Source organism: Jutongia huaianensis (genome assembly GCF_014384985.1).
GTDB classification, from domain to species: domain Bacteria; phylum Bacillota; class Clostridia; order Lachnospirales; family Lachnospiraceae; genus Jutongia; species Jutongia huaianensis.
Window position 1 is genome coordinate 66,417 of record NZ_JACRSX010000008.1, and the last position, 20,886, is coordinate 87,302.

At 45.1% G+C, this 20,886-nt stretch carries 14 protein-coding genes; all 14 read left to right on the top strand.

Translation table 11 applies throughout. The features are described from left to right. The first annotated feature begins 138 nt into the window (after window positions 1-138). The 14 genes from H8704_RS07845 to pgsA all read left to right on the top strand — a co-directional run bounded on the left by H8704_RS07845 (window position 139) and on the right by pgsA (window position 20,885). The gene (locus tag H8704_RS07845; protein WP_249297887.1) at window positions 139-1,899 is read left to right on the top strand and encodes an ammonium transporter; all 1,761 of its coding nucleotides are present in this window, start codon (window positions 139-141) and stop codon (window positions 1,897-1,899) included. A gap of 264 nt (window positions 1,900-2,163) precedes the next feature. Continuing rightward, window positions 2,164-2,856, top strand: a complete 693-nt coding sequence (locus H8704_RS07850) for a response regulator transcription factor (protein WP_249297888.1) — start codon at window positions 2,164-2,166, stop codon at window positions 2,854-2,856. Window positions 2,857-2,880: 24 nt separating this feature from the next. Further along, complete coding sequence (locus H8704_RS07855; protein WP_249297889.1) at window positions 2,881-6,087, top strand: sensor histidine kinase; 3,207 nt, start codon at window positions 2,881-2,883, stop codon at window positions 6,085-6,087. 167 nt (window positions 6,088-6,254) lie between these two features. Then, window positions 6,255-8,537, top strand: coding sequence for an EAL domain-containing protein (locus H8704_RS07860; protein WP_249297890.1), 2,283 nt, complete (start codon window positions 6,255-6,257; stop codon window positions 8,535-8,537). 84 nt (window positions 8,538-8,621) lie between these two features. Beyond that, window positions 8,622-9,812: an MBL fold metallo-hydrolase gene (locus H8704_RS07865; protein ID WP_249297891.1), complete on the top strand. Its 1,191-nt coding sequence runs from the start codon at window positions 8,622-8,624 to the stop codon at window positions 9,810-9,812. Between the two features lie 67 nt (window positions 9,813-9,879). Next, window positions 9,880-11,334 (top strand): tRNA (N6-isopentenyl adenosine(37)-C2)-methylthiotransferase MiaB, encoded by a 1,455-nt coding sequence (gene miaB / locus H8704_RS07870; protein ID WP_249297918.1) that lies wholly within the window; start codon window positions 9,880-9,882, stop codon window positions 11,332-11,334. 43 nt (window positions 11,335-11,377) lie between these two features. Then, window positions 11,378-12,418: a deoxyguanosinetriphosphate triphosphohydrolase gene (locus tag H8704_RS07875; RefSeq protein ID WP_022465433.1), complete on the top strand. Its 1,041-nt coding sequence runs from the start codon at window positions 11,378-11,380 to the stop codon at window positions 12,416-12,418. 135 nt (window positions 12,419-12,553) lie between these two features. Then, a complete protein-coding gene (gene dnaG / locus H8704_RS07880) occupies window positions 12,554-14,332 on the top strand; it encodes a DNA primase (protein ID WP_249297892.1) in 1,779 nt (592 codons plus the stop codon). A 39-nt stretch (window positions 14,333-14,371) separates the two neighbouring features. Next, a complete protein-coding gene (gene rpoD, locus H8704_RS07885) occupies window positions 14,372-15,751 on the top strand; it encodes an RNA polymerase sigma factor RpoD (protein WP_249297893.1) in 1,380 nt (459 codons plus the stop codon). Continuing rightward, a complete protein-coding gene (locus tag H8704_RS07890; RefSeq protein WP_249297894.1) occupies window positions 15,748-16,461 on the top strand; it encodes a tRNA (adenine(22)-N(1))-methyltransferase in 714 nt (237 codons plus the stop codon). Before rpoD ends, H8704_RS07890 begins: the two co-directional genes overlap by 4 nt. A gap of 3 nt (window positions 16,462-16,464) precedes the next feature. Beyond that, window positions 16,465-18,117 (top strand): nucleoside kinase, encoded by a 1,653-nt coding sequence (locus tag H8704_RS07895; protein ID WP_118678135.1) that lies wholly within the window; start codon window positions 16,465-16,467, stop codon window positions 18,115-18,117. 23 nt (window positions 18,118-18,140) lie between these two features. After that, on the top strand, window positions 18,141-18,977 hold the full coding sequence (folD, locus tag H8704_RS07900; RefSeq protein ID WP_022465438.1) for a bifunctional methylenetetrahydrofolate dehydrogenase/methenyltetrahydrofolate cyclohydrolase FolD: 837 nt from the start codon (window positions 18,141-18,143) through the stop codon (window positions 18,975-18,977). A gap of 23 nt (window positions 18,978-19,000) precedes the next feature. Beyond that, entirely contained in the window at window positions 19,001-20,353 is a 1,353-nt protein-coding gene (rimO, locus tag H8704_RS07905) for a 30S ribosomal protein S12 methylthiotransferase RimO (RefSeq protein WP_249297895.1), read from the top strand. Further along, the gene (gene pgsA / locus H8704_RS07910) at window positions 20,337-20,885 is read left to right on the top strand and encodes a CDP-diacylglycerol--glycerol-3-phosphate 3-phosphatidyltransferase (protein ID WP_249297896.1); all 549 of its coding nucleotides are present in this window, start codon (window positions 20,337-20,339) and stop codon (window positions 20,883-20,885) included. Before rimO ends, pgsA begins: the two co-directional genes overlap by 17 nt. Window position 20,886: the final 1 nt, after the last annotated feature.

The following is a 20,886-nucleotide window of genomic DNA, read 5'->3' on the forward strand; positions in this document are numbered from 1 at the left end:
GGATCTGAGGAATGAATATAATGAGATTTATGACAAAGGTGTCACGAAGCAGATAGCGATCGTGGCACCTTTTTCTGTTACTTAAGTGTAACATTCACATGTGAAAAGAAAAAAATGAAAACCAAGGAGGAATGTTATATGTCGAAAGAAATCATTCAGTACGTCAACGATAACCTGTATGGCGTATGGTATTTGATAGGAGCAGCATTGGTATTTTGGATGCAGGCAGGATTTGCAATGGTGGAGGCTGGCTTTACCAGAGCAAAGAATGCTGGAAACATTATTATGAAGAACCTGATGGATTTTTGTATCGGTACATTTATGTTTTTCCTGATCGGTGCATCACTTCTGTTAGGAAATGATATGGGAGGTTTTATTGGAAAGCTTGATTTCAATATCTTCTCTCATTATGGAAATTACGATTATTCCATTTTCGTATTTAACCTTGTATTTTGTGCCACAACAGCGACGATCGTTTCCGGTGCCATGGCAGAACGTACAAAATTCATTTCCTACTGTGTTTACTCCGCTGTGATCTCCGCAGTGATCTATCCGGTAGAAGCACACTGGACCTGGGGCGGCGGCTTCCTGGCACAGATGGGCTTCCATGATTTCGCCGGTTCCAACTGTATTCATATGGTTGGTGGTATCTGTGCCCTGATCGGTGCAGCGATGCTTGGACCTCGTATTGGTAAATTCAGCAAGAGAACCGGAAAGCCTCACGCAATTCCGGGTCACAATTTAACGATCGGTGCTCTTGGTGTATTTATCCTGTGGCTTGGCTGGTATGGATTCAACGGTGCAGCTGCAACATCGATTCCGGATCTCGGTTCTATTTTCCTGACAACAACTGTTGCGCCTGCAGTTGCAACGGTTGTGTGTATGATCTTTACCTGGATCAAATATGGTAAGCCGGATGTGTCAATGTGTCTGAATGCATCTCTGGCAGGTCTTGTTGCCATCACAGCACCTTGTGATGTTACTGATTGTGCCGGCGCAGCAGTGATCGGTGCAGTTGCGGGTCTTCTGGTAGTGTTTGGTGTATGGCTTCTGGATTATGTATTAAAGATTGATGATCCGGTTGGTGCCGTAGCAGTACATATGATGAATGGTATCTGGGGTACGATCGCCGTTGGTCTTTTTGCAACAAAATCAGCTCCCGGTTACCAGATTGCGTTAGAGGGTGGTGCAATCAAAGGACAGGGTCTTTTCTATGGCGGTGGCTTCACACAGCTTGGTCTCCAGTTTGTGGGAATGTTCAGTACCATTGCCTGGACAGCGATCACCATTACGATTACATTCCTGATCATTAAGGCAACACTTGGATTGAGAGTATCTGAGGAGGAAGAGCTTATCGGTCTGGATGTGAAGGAGCATGGTCTGACATCTGCATATGCAGACTTTATGCCTGCCGGCAATATGTTCTATTCTGCAGGAACTATGCCGGTACCAAAGAGTGGTCTTGCACCTGTGATTGAGAAGAACAGTGATCATAAGCCGGCGATGAGGCCTGTAGCAGAAAAGCCGGGCGATATGACCGAGAAGTTTACAAAGATATCTATTATCTGTCAGCAGAACAAGTTTGATGAGCTGAAGGAAGCTATGAACCAGATCGGTGTCAATGGTATTACCGTGACACAGGTTATGGGCTGTGGTACACAGAAGGGTATTACAACAACCTATCGTGGTGCCGAGCTTAGTGTTATGCTGATCCCGAAGGTAAAGGTAGAGGTTGTTATCAGCTCCGTACCGATTGAGACAGTGATTGAGACAGCTAAGAAGGTTCTTTACACCGGTCACTACGGAGATGGTAAGATCTTTGTATATGATGTAGAGAATGTAGTGAAGGTTCGTACCGGAGAGGAAGGTTTTGACGCTCTCCAGGATGCAGCCGAATAAAGTGCAAATAGCATGAGTTTTCCTTTAAATTTGATTGTGTGTGAATATGGAACTTCATAGAGGTTCTGATCGGGAGTTTCGTGGAAAACCTGATTTGAGAGGCCACCGTAATGGGCAGATACGGTGGTCTCTTTTTTCTTCATTCATTCTGTGATAAACTTAAAGAAATCTTAAGAATTTCATTCGCTTGTCTTAAAAAATGTAGTTTATGATAGGAAATGCAAAGCAGCAAGGTACGACACAGGTACAGAAAAGAGGACAAAAATGCAGACAATACTGGTATGTGATGATGACAAAGAAATCGTGGAGGCAATTCAGATCTATCTGGAGCAGGAGGGGTATGAGGTACTCACGGCTTATGACGGGATGCAGGCTTTGCAGCAGATCCGGCAGAATCATATTGATCTGCTGGTGATCGATGTGATGATGCCAAGGCTGGATGGAATCCATGCTACCATGAAGATCCGGGAGGAAAGTAAGGTGCCGGTTATTATCATCTCTGCCAAATCAGAGGATGCAGACAAGATTCTGGGTCTGAATATCGGAGCGGATGATTACGTGACGAAGCCGTTTAATCCACTGGAGCTTGTGGCCAGAGTAAAGTCCCAGCTGAGACGTTATGATATGATGAGCGCGCAGGTGCCGTCAGGGGGAATAACATATCGTCTCGGTGGACTGGAAATGGATGATGACCGCAAGCAGGTGTATATGGATGGCCGGTTGATCAAGATGACGCCTCTGGAGTACAATATCCTGCTGCTGATGATGAAACATCCGGGAAAGGTCTTTTCCAGCCGGCAGATTTATGAGAGCATTTGGAATGAAAATGGCTATGCTGCAGAAAATACAGTGGCAGTACATATCCGCCATATCCGGGAAAAGATCGAGATCAACCCCAAAGAGCCAAGATATCTGAAGGTTGTGTGGGGCGTAGGTTACAAGCTGGAAAATCAGTAAATCGGACAAGGGGGGATTTATAAGATGAGACGAAACAAAGAGATAAGGGAAAACAAAGAAGAGAAACAAAAAAAGGGGAAAACAAATAAAAGAAAATTGGTCCGTATCCTTCTTGGATTGGTTCTGACGGCAGCGACGGTGACAGCGTCCCTTTCAGGAATTGATTATATTGGAGCAAAATCCAAAATGAATCAGCTTTCTTCGGAAAATAATGTTTCCGAGAATGGAAATCTGGAAGAAAGCAGCGAATTTCGAAAGCTGACTGACAGCTATCTGCAGGCACTGGAGCTTTATCTGAATATCCGCAGGCTGGGAAGTGTGGACGGCTCCGTATATACAGGGAAAATGGAGAATATGCCATTTCTGCAGACAGGAACAGGAGCTGAAAAAAAGGTAGTTACATTGAAAGAAGCAGCCGGCTGGAAAGGTCATAATTATGATTATGACGGATATCTTTCAAACTACATTAACGGCTTTGAAAAGTACAGCAAAGAAAATGTCAGTATCTACAAAAAGGCATCGCAGCTTCTTTCGCTGAAACAGGTTTATTTTGCAAGAGGCAACTGGGAGAAAAGTACGCTTTATTATACGGTAGCCTCCGGGGAAAATTTCTCCAAAAAAGACTGGAAGAATATGGAGAAACAAGGGGAAAAAACTACGGAAATCAAGCGTTATGACGGACAGGAAACATTATTGCCGGGACTGCAGGGGGGAAATCGGGAAACGGAGACCATGGAGGTGGATCTGACAAAGGGAACGCAGAAGGTAGGACTTCATTCCGATTATGCCCGGTGGCTTGGACAGATGTATCCAAATTATGCCAAAGGATGGCTGCTGTATCAGATGGCTCTTGCCGCAGAGAATAACTTTCAGGGAAAAGGAGAGGATGGAACCGGATATAAGAGTTATTATGGGGATCTTATGGAAGATTACCGGAAAGCACACCGCATTACGGATCTGTACAATATTGAGGAAAATTCAAAGCTGGTGGAAGACACAAACATTGTGTATGTCTATAATTCTTTGGGGGAAGAGGACAATCACACAGCACTTCGTCTGGATATGAACGATAAACTTTATTATAATGGTGGAAAGTCGGATTTTACCCTGAAAAACTTCTTAAAGGATCCAATGGCATATTATAGTGATGCAGAGGACAATGATGAAGGGTGTTATGTCTATGATGAAAGTCTGGAAAAATACACAGAAGAGATCAAAAAGAAAGGGCAGAAGCTCATGGAGAATGCTATAGGGGCACCGTGGAATATAGGAAGGCCTCTTTGTAATGAGACTATGGCAGCAGACATGGCGCAGTTTTTGCTGAGCTTTGGAAAAGGACTTGAAGACTTTTTACAAAAATCCGGATTTTTATATAATGTAACTCTGGACAAAAAGTGTCTCATTACAAAAAATGAAAAATGGGCATCTTATGTGGATAATCTCCAGCGTGCAGCCATTGATGAGAACAAAACATCCTATGATTATAAATATGCGATATATGATGCCAGAGGAGAGGTATATCAGACCAACTGGAGCTGGCATGGCTTTGAAAATTCCGGAGATTTGAAGGAATTTCTGAAAAAGATGACGAATTCCCATCAGAATGCCTATGTGGTCGTGGGATATCCGGTATTAGATATCACCTCACCGGGTAAGACAAGTGGTATGGCATCCTTATATAAGGATTATCAGGAAACACAGAAACAGTATCTGCGGGCAAAGGATACAGCAAAACAAAGTATTCTTATCTTTGCGATCGGTCTTTTAAGTATGCTGCTTGCATTCTTTGGTCTGGCCGTGACAAGCACAACGACGCAGGGAAAGGAAAGACGGATTCAAAAGCTTCCGTCTGAGATTCTGGCTGTGGCTGCGTTGGTGGGAATATATCTGCTGAATGGATCAGTATATGATCTGTGTCATATTTCCAACCGGGAACAGACAATGGAGCAGACGAATATCGGAAATATAAGTATTACCAGACTTGCAGATGCCTTATTGATCGCAGCGCTTGCGTTGGCGGTAATGTTTTTCCTATTGGGGCTCATACAAAGAATCTGCCAGAAAAGACTGAAAGAGCACAGTTTGATCCGCTGGTGTTTCCGAAAGGGAAAAACGGGAGGAACGATTGCTATATCAAAGCTGAAGGTATTTGTTCAAAAATATAAAGATACGAGAGCATTTGTAAGATATGGGACAGCAGTGATCGCCTTTGCTGTATTATGGCTTGTAATATGGATTGTCAGCTGGAATGTGGTGGTCAATTATTCTTTTGGTGTTTCTTACGGTATGACAGTTATTGTTTGTGTAATAGGACTTCCATTCCTTTTAATTGCCGGAGAAGGAGCCCTTTTAGCAGCAATGAGAAATGGGATTGCTGATGAGAAGATTCAGAAGGGTGCCGAGAGAATTGCACAGGGGGATATCTCCTATCAGATCGGTCTGCCGGAAAAAGCCTCCAAAGAGCAGAAGGAGCTTGCAGATACCATCAACCATATCCGGCAGGGACTGGAAAGTGCGGTGGAAGAATCGGTGCGAAGCGAACGGATGAAAACGGAGCTGATCACCAATGTATCCCACGATATCAAAACACCGCTGACTTCCGTGATCAATTATGTGGACTTGTTGAAGCGAGAGCATATCGACAATGAGAGAGCACAGGAGTATCTGGATGTTCTTGACCGCAAATCCATGCGTCTGAAAAGCCTGATCGAGGATCTGGTAGAAGCATCGAAGGCATCCTCCGGAACCATAGAGCTGCAGATCACTACATTGAATTTTGGGGAACTGGTCAATCAGACCAATGGCGAGTTTGAAGAAAAGTTTGAGCAGGCAGGTCTGTCTCTTGTGGCAGAGATATCGGAACAGCCGGTCCGGTTTAAGGGAGATGGGAGAAGAGTTTTCCGGATACTGGAGAATCTTTATGGCAATGTAGCCAAATATGCACTGGAAGGAACGAGAGTTTATGTGACATTATCTGAAAAAGAGGATCGTATTACCGGACAGAAAATGGCGGAATTTTCTATCAAAAATATCTCCAGGGAACGGCTCGACATCAGCCCGGATGAACTGATGGAGCGTTTTGTCAGGGGAGATGCTTCCAGGACAACAGAGGGAAGCGGGCTGGGCCTTTATATTGCCAATAATCTGACGGAGCGGATGGGAGGAAAATTTGAAATACGTCTGGACGGAGATTTGTTCCATGTAACAGTTTCCTTTCCGGTAGAGAAATAAAATTGTCTGCAGAAAAGAGATTGCTGCTTCATAAATAAAATTTGTGAAGCAGCGGTCTTTTTTTGATAAGAGGATGAAGTAAAAGTCGGAGATATATTTGACAAGTAGGTTTTTCTTTGTATAATGTATTTGGAGTGATTATGTTTGGAGTGGAGGAGAAATTCCGTATGGACAAAATATATATGGTTTTATTGGTGTTGATGATCATACCCATATTGATCTGTATCAGATATGCCCGAAAAATAAAAAGTGATGTGGCGGCTTCCATTGTGAAATGTCTTGTTTTTGCAATTATAACGATTTTAAGTAATGGTTTGTTTGTATTTTCAATAGACGAAACATTTGCATACTTAATGGAAGCTTTATATCTTTTTTCTATTGATATGGTTTTAATATACATATTACAGTATTCCCAGCAATATACGATGGTATTTAATGAAATTTCTCCGTTTCGTACGGGATGCTTTATAGTGGCATATCTGGATGGAATATCTTTGTTTGCAAATACGTTTTTGCATAATATATTTACTTTAAATAAAGTAAGTTATATGAATTATGAGTTGTTTCATATCGGAACCAAATCTGTTTTTTATCATCTTCATTTTGTTTTTGCTTTTTGTCTGGTATTCTGTATTATTGCGTCATTTATCACAAAAATTACGAGGATTCCATATTTTTATCGCAAGAAATACTTTCCGATCCTAGTAGTAATCTGTGTGATTCTTGTGCTGAATGTGGTATGTGACCTGTCTGAATTTCCGGTAGATCTGTCGCTTCCGTTTTTTGTGTTTGCGGCGATATTGATCTGTTATCTGAGTCTGTACCGTTCTCCTAAGGAGCTGGTAGACAAAACACTGTCTATTGTGGTAACGGAAATGAACAATATGGTAATCTGTTTTGATATTAATAATGAATGTGTCTATGCAAATGATCGGGCATTGGAAATGTTTCGTATCTCGGAAGGCAGTCTGCAAGCCGTTTCAGAGTATGCAAAAGCCTGGCTTGCTGAAAATGATATTGAAAACCGGGATTCTCTTGAGTGGAGTGATCAGAAAATCATTGATAATAAAATTCATTATTTTGATATTGAGTATCGGAAATTATTTGATCAAAAGAAGGAATACATAGGATTTTTCCTGAATCTGGTTGATAACACAGAAAAACATCTTGCACTGGAACAGGAGAGGTATCTTGCAACACATGATACATTGACAGGATTATACAATAAAAGCCATTTTGCAGTGAAATCGGCTGAGATCCTGAAGTCTCATCCGGATGAGGAGTGGCTGTTACTTAGTTCCAATATTAAGGACTTTAAGCTGATCAATGATCTTTTTGGAATGGAAAAGGGGAATGAGGTGTTAAAGATGGAGGCCGGTCTTTTGAAAGAGAGATGCCGTGACGGAATTGTCTATGGCAGGATCGGTGGAGATAAATTTGCAATATGTATGCCGAAGGCAAGATTTCAGGAGGAGTATTTTACTGATGCTATACAGACAATGGGACAGGTATTTAACAATGATCTGTATCATCTTCATATATATATTGGTGTTTATGAAATTACGGATATCAATGAAGATATTTCCATTATGTGCGATAAAGCAAATTTTGCGATCAAGACATTGAATGAAAATTATGCCAGATCCATTGCCTATTATAATGACACCATATTAAATAATACGATTTTGGAAAAGCAGCTTGTGGGAGATTTTGATCAGGCACTTAAAGAGAAACAATTCTGTATGTATTTACAGCCACAGATGACATCGGAGGGCAAAATGCTTGGGGCAGAGGCGCTGGTGAGATGGCAGCATCCAAAACGGGGTCTGATCTTTCCGGGTGATTTTATCGAGGTGTTTGAAAAAACAGGGCTGATCTACCGGCTGGACCGGTTTATCTGGGAGCTTGCCGTACAAAAGCTTGCCCGGTGGCAGCAGGAGGGACACAGTGATTTATATATATCTGTTAATATTTCTACCAAAGATTTTTACTATATGAATGTGTATGAAACTATTACCGCACTTGTAGAAAAATATCGCATCATTCCATCGACATTGAAGCTGGAGATCACGGAAACGGCAATTATGACAGGAACTGCCGGAGAGCTTGATATGATCGAGCAGTTCCGGGAATATGGTTTTCAGGTGGAAATTGATGATTTTGGAAGCGGATATTCTTCTTTCAACACATTAAAGGATATGGATGTGGATGTTCTCAAAATAGATATGGGCTTTTTAAGGACATCAAAACCGGAAAATCTGGAAAAAAGCATGTCTATCTTAAATATGATCATCTCTCTCAGTAAAACACTTGGTCTTTCTGTGGTGACGGAGGGAGTTGAGACAAAGGAACAGGTTGTGAAGCTGACCCAGATGGGGTGTAGAATTTATCAGGGATATTATTTTTCAAAGCCGATTCCGGTAGAGGAGTTTGAAAAGCGGTATATGTAAAAATTTCTCTTGACTGAGAATTTGTGATACAATGAATAAAAGAGTATTTATAGAACTCATTTTATGCAGAAGGAGGAGGTTTCTTTGCACACAATAAAAAAACGGATCATTATGACTTTCCTGATGGCGGCAATGCTTGTTGGCGGGCTGACAGGGCTTGATGGTACATATTATGAAAGCCGGTCCGGGCAGCAGGAGGGGCAGGGGGTTCAAAAGGCTGCAGCGGCAGGAAAGTCCACAATGAAGGTTCACTATATTGATGTAGGGCAGGGGAGTGCTGTGCTGGTACAGTCCGGTGTCCATTTTATGCTGATCGATGGTGGAGACAGTGATGCGTCGTCCAAAGTAGTCAGCTATCTGAAACGTCAGAAGGTAAAGAAGCTTGATTATGTGGTTGTAAGCCATTATGATTCAGATCATTTGAACGGAGTCGTGGGAGCTTTAAATGTATTTAAGGTGAAAAGGGTGATCGCTCCGGCTTATACAGCGGATTCCAGAGTATATGAGTCTTACTGTAATATCATTGCCCAGAAGAAGATTGCGACAACAAGGCCGAAGGTCGGTAAAAAATATAAGCTGGGAAAGGCCCGATTTACGATTCTGGCACCAAACAGCAGTGGCTATGTGGATGAAAACAATTATTCCATTGCATTAAAGCTGGTCAATGGAAAGAACCGCTTTGTGATCACCGGAGACGCGGAAACGGAAAGTGAATATGAAATGGTGGAAAATGGGCAGAATCTTTCCTGTGATGTTTATATGGCAGGCCATCACGGGAGTGCAAATTCATCTTCCCAGAAGCTTCTGCAGGCAATGAAACCGAAATATACTGTGATCAGTTGCGGTGCTGACAATAATTATGGTCATCCGGCGCAGAGTGCCATGAGCCGTCTGAAAGCAATCGGCACAAAGATCTTCCGGACAGATGCTCAGGGAACCATCGTTGCGACAAGCAATGGAAGCAGGATTAAATGGAACAAGAGCCCAAGCAAGCTGTGGTCTTACCGGGAGTATGGCAGCAGTACACTGATCGGGGCAGACGGTTCCGAGAGTCAGATATCCGGAGATGATACATCCGGCAGTGACAATACGGCAAGCAGTGCGCCGGCGCTTGCAAACGGACAGAAATATATTGGTAATGTCAATTCCAAAAAGTTCCATCTGCCAAGCTGCAACGGACTTCCCTATGAGAAGAACAGGGCATATTTTGACAGTATTGATGCTGCGCATCAGGCAGGATATTCGCCATGCGGTTTGTGTCGTCCGGAAGGCTAAAGAAAAGATAATCACTCATTCATTAAGATTAGAGAAAAGGAGTTATAAACCTGTGGATAAATTAGAAATGACAAAGATAATCGAGACAATGGATATGACAGTGGCACCGCCGGAGACAGAGCCGGAGCGTCAGTATTACTTTATCCGGAAGCTGCAGATTTGGATGGAGGAACGGAAGGCGCAGCTTGGAAGACCACTGACGGCATGTGTGACTACCTTTGGCTGTCAGATGAATGCGAGGGATTCTGAAAAAATCCTTGGTATACTGCAGATGATCGGCTATGAGGAGACAGATCAGGAGGAAGCGGATCTTGTCCTTTACAATACATGTACTGTCCGGGAAAATGCAAACTTAAAGGTGTATGGTCATCTGGGCCAGTTGAAGCGGTACAAAAAGCAGAATCCGGAAATGCTTACCATGCTTTGCGGATGTATGATGCAGGAAAAGACCGTGGTAGATAAGATCAAAACAAGCTACCGCAATGTGGATATTATTTTTGGAACCCACAATATATTTAAGTTTGCAGAGCTGTTGGCAATGCGTGTATTTGATGCCTCTGCGAAAAAGCGGATGATCGTGGATGTCTGGAAGGACACGGATGCGATTGTGGAGGAGCTTCCGATCGAGCGGAAATATTCCTTTAAGAGCGGTGTTAACATTATGTTTGGCTGCAACAACTTCTGCAGCTATTGTATCGTGCCGTATGTCCGGGGACGGGAGCGCAGCCGGGAACCGGAGGAGATCATTAAGGAGATCAAAGAACTGGTGGCAGATGGTGTTGTTGAAATTATGCTGCTGGGACAGAATGTCAATTCTTATGGAAAGAATCTGGAGCATCCGATCACCTTTGCGCAGCTTTTGAAGCAGGTGGATGAGATCGAGGGACTGGAGCGGATCCGTTTTATGACTTCGCATCCGAAGGATCTGTCGGATGAGCTGATTGATGTGATGACGCATTCTAAGAAGGTATGCAGACAGCTTCATTTACCGCTGCAGTCCGGCAGCAGCCGCCTGTTAAAGATTATGAATCGTCATTATACAAAGGAGAGTTATCTGGAGCTGGTTGCAAAGATTAAAAAGGCAATGCCGGATATTGCTCTGACCACAGATATTATTGTGGGATTTCCGGGAGAAACCGAGGAGGATTTTGAGGATACCATGGATGTGGTGGAGCAGGTAAAGTATGATAGTGCCTTTACCTTTATATACAGTAAGCGTACCGGAACTCCGGCTGCGGCTATGGAGGATCAGGTGCCGGAGGAGGTTGTCAAGGCACGGTTTGACCGTCTGCTAAAGAGGATTCAGGAGATTTCCGCTGAGAAAACACAGGCGGGAGCCGGTGCGGTAGAGGATGTGCTGGTGGAAGATGTGAATAAGCAGGAGGAAGGATATGTCACCGGCAGAACAGCCAAAAACTATCTGGTACATTTTCCGGGGGATGAATCTATGATCGGTAAGATCGTACCGGTAAAGCTGTGTGAGAGTAAGGGATTCTATTATTATGGAAAGGTTGTCGAGTGAGCGGTGGTGTTTGGACATCACAGAGAAAGGACTGGTGATCCCTATGGAGCAGGAAAAAAATCTTCGGGAAAGACAGGAACAGAGAGAGCACGAGATTTTGGGAAAGTATGCCAGCTTTGCAGATGAGAGCAGAGGAAGGGAACGGACAGAGCCCCAGTGTGATATCCGCACGGATTATCAGAGGGACAGAGACCGTATCCTGCATAGTAAAGCGTTTCGGCGTCTTAAGCAGAAAACGCAGGTCTTTCTGGCTCCGGAGGGAGATCATTACCGGACCCGTATGACTCATACGCTGGAGGTGGCACAGAATGCCAGAACCATAGCAAGAGCCCTGCAGCTTAATGAGGATCTTACGGAGGCAATCGCATTGGGACATGATCTGGGGCATACTCCCTTCGGCCATGCCGGGGAGCGGGCGTTAAACCGGATCACGAAGGATCTGGGAGGCTTCCGGCATAATGAACAGAGTGTACGTGTGGTGGAGCGTCTGGAAAAAGAAGGAATGGGGCTGAATCTCACATGGGAGGTACGGGATGGCATTCTGAATCATCAGACCAGTCTGACACCGGCTACGCTGGAGGGCAAGATTGTCCGCCTTTCCGATAAGATTGCCTATATCAATTCTGATATTGATGATTCCATTCGTGCAGGACTGATCAAAGAGGAGGAAATTCCATACTGGCTGACGGATGTACTGGGGCACAGTACAAATTACCGGTTAAATACATTAGTCCACGATATCGTAAGAAACAGCGAAGGAAAAAACGATATCAGTATGTCGCCGGAGGTGGAGAAGGCGATGTTTTCCCTGCGAAGTTATATGTTTGAAAAGGTCTATACAAATCCGGTGGCAAAGAGCGAGGAAAAGAAAGTAGAAATCCTGATCGAGCAGTTGTATGACTATTACATACATCATACCGAGGAGCTTCCAAGTGAATTCTCGGCACTGATTCTTCTGGGAGAGACGCCGGAACGGGCTGTCTGTGATTTTATTGCCTGTATGAGTGACCGTTATATGGTAAATCTTTATAAGGAGCTGATGATCCCGAAAGCATGGAGTGTACTTGGAACAGAGCATCGTTAAAGCTTGTGGCTGCCAGAGTTCAACCAAAATAAAAAAGAAAAAGGAAAAATAAAATCTTTGTCGAATAACTAATATAGTGGTTTGCGCTGTATTAGTTATTTTTGTGTAAAGGCCCAGTGAGAGGGAGGTGATACAATGCCGTGGTATTCCGAGGAACAGATCGAGGAAGTACGGTCTCGGAGTGATATTGTCAGCGTGATCGGCAGATATGTCCGGCTAAAACGGACAGGCAGTGGATATACGGGATTGTGTCCGTTTCACAATGAGAAAACACCGTCATTTTATGTAAATCCCGCCAGGCAGATGTATAAATGCTTTGGCTGTGGCGTGGGCGGCAATGTACTGACCTTTGTGATGGAATATGAAAATCTCACTTTTCCTGAGGCAATGGAGATGTTGGCCGAGCAGGCCGGAATTGATCTTCCCAAGCAGGAAATGACAGCACAGCAAAAACAGCAGGAGGGCATCAGGCTGACTTTGCTGGAGATCAATAAAAAGGCGGCGAGGTATTATTTTGCCCTGTTGAAATCCCCGCGGGGAAAGGTTGGGTATGATTATCTCACGGGCAGAGGGCTGACCGATGAAACGATTCTTCACTTTGGCCTGGGCTTCGCCGGACAGGGCGGCGGAGAGCTGTATCAGTATTTGAAAAAGGAAGGCTACAGCGATCAGATCCTTAAGGAGACAGGCCTTTTTAAGATGGATGAACGAGGCGTCTATGACAAGTTTTGGAACCGGGTCATGTTTCCAATCATGGATGTCAATAACCGTGTGATCGGGTTTGGCGGCCGTGTCATGGGAGATGCAAAGCCAAAGTACCTCAATTCACCGGAGACAAAGATCTTTGACAAAAGCAGGAACCTGTTTGGACTCAATTATGCCAAGCGGGGTAAGAGAAACAATATGATCCTGTGTGAGGGATATATGGATGTGATCGCTCTGCATCAGGCCGGTTTTACCAATGCAGTTGCATCTCTTGGAACGGCATTTACCGAGCAGCAGGCCAATCTGATCCGGCGTTATACGGATGAGGTGCTTTTGACCTACGACAGTGATGGTGCAGGTGTAAAGGCTGCAATGAGGGCAATTCCGATGCTGAGAAGAGCAGGCATTACCGGAAAGGTTATCCATATGGAGCCCTATAAGGACCCGGATGAATTTATTAAAAATCTGGGCGCAGATGAGTTTGAAAAGCGGATAGAGGAGGCACAGAACAGCTTCTTCTTTGAGATTGAGGTGACCAAAAGAAACTATTCTATGAGTGATCCGGACCAGAAGACAAAATTTATCCATGAGATTGCCAGAAAGCTTCTTGTTTTTGAGGACAAGATCCAGCGGAATAATTATCTGGAAGCGGTAGCTGCCCGGTATAATATTAAAACAGAGGATCTGCAGCAGCTTGTGGTGCGGTATGGCAATCAGATGCCGTCAGGCTATGAGGAGGTCATGGAGGAGAGACAGCAGGAACGGCTCCGAAAAGGCCGTAAAAAGGAGTTGAGAGAGGGCATTAGTTATTCCTACCGGCTGCTTTTGTCATGGTTGATCGAGGAACCGCAGCTGTTCCGGCAGATCAGTCAATGGATCAAACCGGAGGATTTTGAGGAAGGATTGTACCGGACCGTGGCGAAGGAGCTCTATGAACAGATGGAAAAGGAAGAGCTGGAGCCCGCAAGGATCATAGGACATTTTACCGAGGTAGAGGAGCAAAACAAGGTAGCGTCTATGTTTCAGACAAGCTTTGGCAGTGAGATCCAGGCAGAGGAAAAGAAAAAGGCGATCACGGATCTGATCCTGAAGATCAAAGAACACAGTTTGGAGCGGCAGGCGGGAGAAGTTACAGATCTCAATGAACTGCAAAAGCTCGTACAACAAAAGAAAATGCTGCAAGGTGCAGTAAAACTGCATATTTCATAAATAATTGGAAAAAGTATAGGTAAGAAAGGAAGGTATCGTATGGCAACAGAGAAAAAGCAGGCAACAAAAGCGGCAGAGACAAAGGAGGAGAAAATGAAAAAGTCTACCGTCGAAAAAGCTGCTGAAGGTACTACTTCTGTAGATGACGAGAAAAAGAAAACAAAGACAACGAAAACAACGGCAAAAAAGACAGAAGCCACAACAAAGAAGGCGTCAGAGAGCGAAAAGAAGACTTCTAAAGCGAAGTCTTCCAAGTCTGCAAAATCAAAGACAAAAGGTTCAGGAGATGACAAAAATGAAAACCACGAGGTGAAGTTTATCGAAAAGCTGAATGCCTTAAAGGAGCTGGCGCATACCAAAAAGAACGTGCTGGAGTATCAGGAGATCAATAATTTCTTTGGGGATATGGAGTTAGACGAGGAAAAGATGGAAAAGATCATCGAATACCTGGAAAATAACGGCATCGATGTGTTCCAGATTTCCGACGATAAGGATGATGTGGATGATGACATCATTCTTGGCATGGAAGCAGACGGTGAGGGCAACGAGGAGGATATTGAAAATATCGACCTTTCGGTGCCGGACGGTGTCAGCATTGAGGATCCGGTCAGAATGTATCTGAAGGAGATCGGAAAGGTTCCTCTTCTCTCAGCAGATGAAGAGGTGGAGCTGGCAAAGCGTATGGAAGAGGGGGACGCAGAGGCCAAAAAGAAGCTGGCAGAGGCAAACCTTCGTCTGGTTGTCAGCATTGCAAAGCGTTATGTGGGACGAGGCATGCTGTTCCTTGATCTGATCCAGGAGGGAAATCTTGGTCTGATCAAAGCAGTAGAAAAGTTTGATTATAAGAAGGGATACAAGTTCAGTACCTATGCAACATGGTGGATCCGTCAGGCAATCACCCGTGCCATTGCAGATCAGGCAAGAACCATTCGTATTCCGGTTCATATGGTGGAGACCATCAATAAATTTGTCCGTGTACAGCGTCAGCTCTTACAGGAACTTGGTAGAGAGCCGTATCCTGAGGAGATAGCAGAGCATATGAATATGCCGGTGGACCGTGTCCGCGAGATTCAGAAAATCTCATTGGAGCCTGTTTCTCTGGAGACACCGATCGGCGAGGAGGAGGACAGCCATCTTGGAGACTTCATTCAGGATGAAAATGTGCCGGTACCCGCAGAGGCAGCAGCATTTACCCTTCTCAGAGAACAGCTTGAGGAAGTGCTTGGTACTTTAACAGAGCGCGAGCAGAAGGTATTGAAGCTTCGTTTTGGTCTGGAGGACGGCCGTTCCCGCACTCTGGAGGAAGTGGGACGTGAGTTTGAAGTTACCAGAGAGCGTATTCGTCAGATTGAGGCAAAGGCACTTCGGAAGCTCAGACATCCGAGCCGCAGCCGCAAGCTGAAGGATTATCTGGATTGATCCGGCTTTCCAAAAGGCTGCAGGCAGTGGCACATCAGGTGAAGATCCATGGTGTGACTGCGGACATTGGCTGTGACCACGGGTTTACATCGATCTATCTGATCGAGCAGGGACTGGCTGATCATGTGATCGCAATGGATATTAACGAGGGACCTCTGGAGAGAGCCAGAGAACATGTGACGGAGAGCGGTCTGACAGAACAGATCGAGCTTCGGCTGTCGGACGGAGCGAAGAAGCTTGTGCCGGGAGAAGCGGATACCCTGTTGGTCAGCGGCATGGGAGGAGCTTTGATCTGTAAGATACTGGAGGATTCGCCTGAGATTGTGGAGAGGGTACAGGAGCTTGTGTTGTCGCCGCAGTCAGAATGGTCTGTGGTACGCCACTATCTTCATGAACATGGATTTATGATTGCCGCGGAGACAATGGTTCTTGATCAGGGCAAATATTATCTGATCATGCGGGCGGTTCCGGGACAGGAGCATTATTCCGATGAAATGGAATATATATATGGAAGATATCTGCTGGAGCATGGGGATACCTGTCTTATTTCCTTTTTGGAGAAGGAGGAGACAAGGCTTCAGGGGATATTAAATAAAATGGCATCAAGGCAGTTATCGGAGCAGGCAGCACGCCAGAAACAGGAACTGGAGCAGGAACAGGTTCTTGTGCAGCAGGCAAAGGAAATCTGTCTGCACAGAAAGGAAGGGTGACATATGGTGAAGGTAACAGTAGATGGGGAATTAACGGAATATGAGAGGGGTACTACATATTTACAGATCGCAAAGGATTTTCAGAAGAATTACGAGCATGATATTATATTGGCGAAACGGGGAGAAAAGCTGATCGAGTTAAACAAATCCGTCAATAAGGAGCAGGAGATCACGTTCCTGACAACGGCCAGTGACAGTGGATATAAAACCTACGTCCGGGGCGTAACGCTTCTGTTGCTTCGCAGCTTTTATCACGTTGCCGGAGAGAAGGGACTGGAAAACGTCTTTGTAAAGCATACTCTGGGAGATAATGTTTATTGTGAAGCAGAAGGGATTGAACTGACAAAGGAGCTGTTAGATCAGGTGGAGCAGTTTATGCACAGTCTGGTGGAGCAGGATAAGGTATTTCATAAGAAATCCGTCAGCACCTCGTCGGCAGTGGAAACTTTTGAAAAGTATGGTATGAAGGACAAAAAGAAGCTGTTTGAATACCGCAGGGTTTCCAAGGTAAATATCTACAATCTGGATGGCTTCGAGGATTATTATTATGGCTACATGCCGCCATCTACAGGGATATTAAAGTATTTCCGATTGGAGAAATATGATAAGGGATTCCTGATCTGTCTGCCAAACCGCAAGCATCCGGAAACTCTGGCTCCGGTCAAGGAGACACCGAAGCTGTTTGCAACGCTGCAGGAGGCAAGTGAATGGGGACGGATGATGAATGTAGACACCGTGGGAGCATTAAATGATGTGATCTCCCATGGCGGTATTACGGATCTGATCCTGGTGCAGGAGGCACTTCAGGAGAAGAAGGTGGCAGAGATTGCAGAACAGATCGCCAGTGACCGGAGTAAAAAGTTTGTGATGATTGCGGGACCATCTTCTTCAGGTAAGACTTCCTTCTCTCATCGTCTATCGATCCAGCTCCGTACTCACGGTCTGAAGCCGCATACCATTGCTTTAGACAATTATTTTAAGGATCGCAAGGATACACCGTTGGATGAGGATGGCAATTACAATTTCGAATGTCTGGAGGCAATCGACACAAAGCAGTTTAATGAAGATATGACAGCGCTTCTGGATGGAAAAAGAGTTGAGCTTCCGGAGTTTAATTTCCTGCTGGGCAAGAGAGAATATAATGGCGATTTCCGCCAGCTTGGTCCGGAGGATATTCTGGTGATCGAGGGAATTCATGGACTCAACGAAAAGATGTCCTATTCTCTGCCGAAGGAGAGCAAGTTTAAGATTTATATCAGTGCATTGACACAGTTAAATATTGATGAGCACAACCGGATCTCCACGACGGACGGACGACTGATCCGCCGGATGGTCCGGGATGCCAGAACACGCGGGGCATCGGCAATGCATACCATCGGTATGTGGCCTTCGGTACGCCGGGGAGAGGATCAGTACATATTCCCATTCCAAGAGGAAGCGGATGTGATGTTTAATTCTGCGCTGATCTATGAGCTGGCTGTGTTAAAACCATATGCCGAGTCTATTCTTTTTGGCATTCCAAAGGATGTGCCGGAGTATGTAGAGGCAAAGCGTCTGTTAAAATTCCTGGATTATTTTATCGGTGTCAGTACCGAGGTGATCCCGAAGAATTCGTTAATGAGAGAGTTTGTAGGCGGAAGTATTTTCCGTGTATAAATAGAAAGGCAAGGTGAATTGCAGTGGCAAAATTAATCGATGGAAAAAAGATTTCAGGGGAGATTAAGGATGAATTAAAGGAAAAGGTGGCGCAGCTTAAGGAGAAGGGTGTGGAAGTAACCCTGGCAGTGATTCAGGTTGGAAATGATCCGGCCTCCACCGTATATGTAGGCAATAAAAAGAAAGCCTGTGCATATATTGGCATCAATTCTCTGGCATATGAGCTGCCGGAGGAGACAACACAGGAGGAACTTCTGAATCTGGTGCGTCAGTTAAATGACAGAGAGGATGTCAATGGCATTCTGGTACAGCTTCCGCTGCCGGCACATATAGACGAGGATACCGTGATCCGTACTATCGCGCCGGAGAAGGATGTGGACGGTTTTCATCCACAGAGTGTCGGTCTGTTAAGCATCGGCCAGAAGGGCTTTGTATCCTGCACCCCGGCCGGTATCATTCAGCTGTTAAAAAGATCCGGCATTGAGATTGACGGAAAGGAGTGCGTTGTGGTAGGGCGGAGTAATATTGTCGGAAAACCGATGGCAATGCTTCTGATCCGCGAAAACGGCACAGTAACCGTATGCCATTCCCATACCAGGGATCTGAAGGAAGTGACCAGACGGGCGGATATTCTGGTGGTAGCCATTGGAAAACGTCAGTTTATTACTGCAGATTATGTCAAAGAAGGCGCCACAGTCATTGATGTGGGAATGCACCGCAAAGAGGATGGCAAGCTCTGCGGTGACGTGGATTTTGATTCCGTGGAGCCGGTAGCCGGGGCTATTACGCCGGTACCGGGCGGCGTTGGTCCGATGACCATTGCCATGCTGATGAACAACTGTGTTTCATCCGTAGAATAATGTACTAGAATGGAGAACAGAACATGAATATATTTTTTGTATCTCTTGGCTGTGACAAAAACTTGGTGGACAGTGAGATGATGATCACCTCTCTGCGCAAGGATAGCTTTGAGATCATCGACCGGGAAGAGGAAGCGGATATCATTGTGGTAAATACCTGCTGTTTTATTGGAGATGCCAAGGAGGAAAGCATCAATACACTTCTGGAGATGGCCGCATACAAAGAGGATGGGAAATGTAAGCTTCTGGTGGCGGCAGGATGCCTTGCACAGCGTTATCATCAGGAGATCCGGACGGAGATCCCGGAGGTGGATGTGATCATTGGCACCATGGGGTATGAGAAAATGGGCCGGACACTCCGGAAAGCTCTGGAGCAAAAGGGTGTGGTGGAGAGCCTGAAAAGCATTGATTATCTGCCGACGCCCCTGACGGACAGAGATAATACGTCCGGTGGCAGCTATGCGTATCTCAAGATTGCAGAGGGATGTGACAAGTGCTGCACGTATTGTATCATTCCGAAGGTACGTGGTCATTACCGCAGTGTGCCGATGGAAAATCTCGTACAGCAGGCACGTCACCTTGCAGAAAATGGTGTAAGAGAGCTGATACTTGTGGCGCAGGAGACAACATTATACGGCACAGATCTGTATGGAGAGAAAAGTCTGCCAAAGCTCCTGGAGCGGTTATCTGAGGTAGAGGATATCCGCTGGATCCGGATTTTATATTGCTATCCGGAGGAGATTACCCAGGAGCTGATCGATGCCATTAAGAAGCTGCCGAAGGTATGTCATTATCTGGATATTCCAATCCAGCACGGGGCGGATACGATCCTGAAAAAGATGGGAAGACGTACGGACCGGGCGCAGCTTACGCAGATGGTACAGCATTTGCGTAAGGAGATTCCGGATATTGCGTTGAGAACCACACTGATCACCGGATTTCCGGGAGAGACACAGGAGGATTTTGAGGCGCTTCAGGAGTTTGTAAAAGCAATGCGGTTTGACCGTCTGGGCGTATTTACTTATTCACAGGAAGAGGACACTCCGGCAGCAGAGATGGAGGATCAGATTCCGGAGGAGCTTAAGGAGGAACGCCGTGATGCAATCATGGCAATGCAGCAGGAGATTGCCTTCGAGAAAAATGAATCCCGTATCGGGCAGGAAATGGATGTAATGATCGAAGGATATCTTCCGGATGATGATGTCTATGTGGGCAGGAGCTATATGGACGCGCCGGACGTGGACGGCTTTGTCTTTTTATCCACAAGCTGGCATCTTGTAACCGGTGATTATGTACGGGTACAGATCGTACAGGCACAGGGGTATGATCTGATCGGAGAAGTAATAGAGGAGGACGACGATGAATTTACCAAATAAGATTACAATGTTTCGTGTAGTACTGATTCCGTTTTTTGTATTTTTTATGCTTTCCGAGCATATTGCATATCACAATTATATTGCAGTAGCTATTTTTATTGTGGCAAGTCTGACGGATATGCTGGATGGCAAGATCGCCAGAAAATATAATCTGGTCTCTAATTTCGGCAAGTTTATGGACCCTCTGGCGGACAAGCTTTTGGTAAGCTCTGCGATGATCTGTTTTGTGGCTCTTCCATCCAATCCTATGCCGGCATGGGTTGTGATCGTGATCATTGCCCGTGAGTTTATCATCAGCGGCTTTCGACTGGTGGCTTCGGATGCGGGAGTTGTGATCGCTGCCAGCTATTGGGGCAAGATCAAAACAGTGACGCAGATGATCATGTCTATCCTTTTGATCGTTAATTTTGATGGATATATTATAAACATCGTTGAATATGTATTTATCTATGCAGCATTGGTTCTGACGGTCATTTCCCTGGTGGATTATATGGTCAAAAATTGGAGCGTTATGCGGGATGGAAACATGTGAT

Coding starts and splice junctions, on each gene's coding strand:
- H8704_RS07845 (WP_249297887.1), top strand. CDS start 139: ATGTCGAAAGAAATCATTCAGTACGTCAACGATAACCTGTATGGCGTA.
- H8704_RS07850 (WP_249297888.1), top strand. CDS start 2,164: ATGCAGACAATACTGGTATGTGATGATGACAAAGAAATCGTGGAGGCA.
- H8704_RS07855 (WP_249297889.1), top strand. CDS start 2,881: ATGAGACGAAACAAAGAGATAAGGGAAAACAAAGAAGAGAAACAAAAA.
- H8704_RS07860 (WP_249297890.1), top strand. CDS start 6,255: ATGGACAAAATATATATGGTTTTATTGGTGTTGATGATCATACCCATA.
- miaB (WP_249297918.1), top strand. CDS start 9,880: ATGACAAAGATAATCGAGACAATGGATATGACAGTGGCACCGCCGGAG.
- H8704_RS07875 (WP_022465433.1), top strand. CDS start 11,378: ATGGAGCAGGAAAAAAATCTTCGGGAAAGACAGGAACAGAGAGAGCAC.
- dnaG (WP_249297892.1), top strand. CDS start 12,554: ATGCCGTGGTATTCCGAGGAACAGATCGAGGAAGTACGGTCTCGGAGT.
- rpoD (WP_249297893.1), top strand. CDS start 14,372: ATGGCAACAGAGAAAAAGCAGGCAACAAAAGCGGCAGAGACAAAGGAG.
- H8704_RS07895 (WP_118678135.1), top strand. CDS start 16,465: ATGGTGAAGGTAACAGTAGATGGGGAATTAACGGAATATGAGAGGGGT.
- rimO (WP_249297895.1), top strand. CDS start 19,001: ATGAATATATTTTTTGTATCTCTTGGCTGTGACAAAAACTTGGTGGAC.
- pgsA (WP_249297896.1), top strand. CDS start 20,337: ATGAATTTACCAAATAAGATTACAATGTTTCGTGTAGTACTGATTCCG.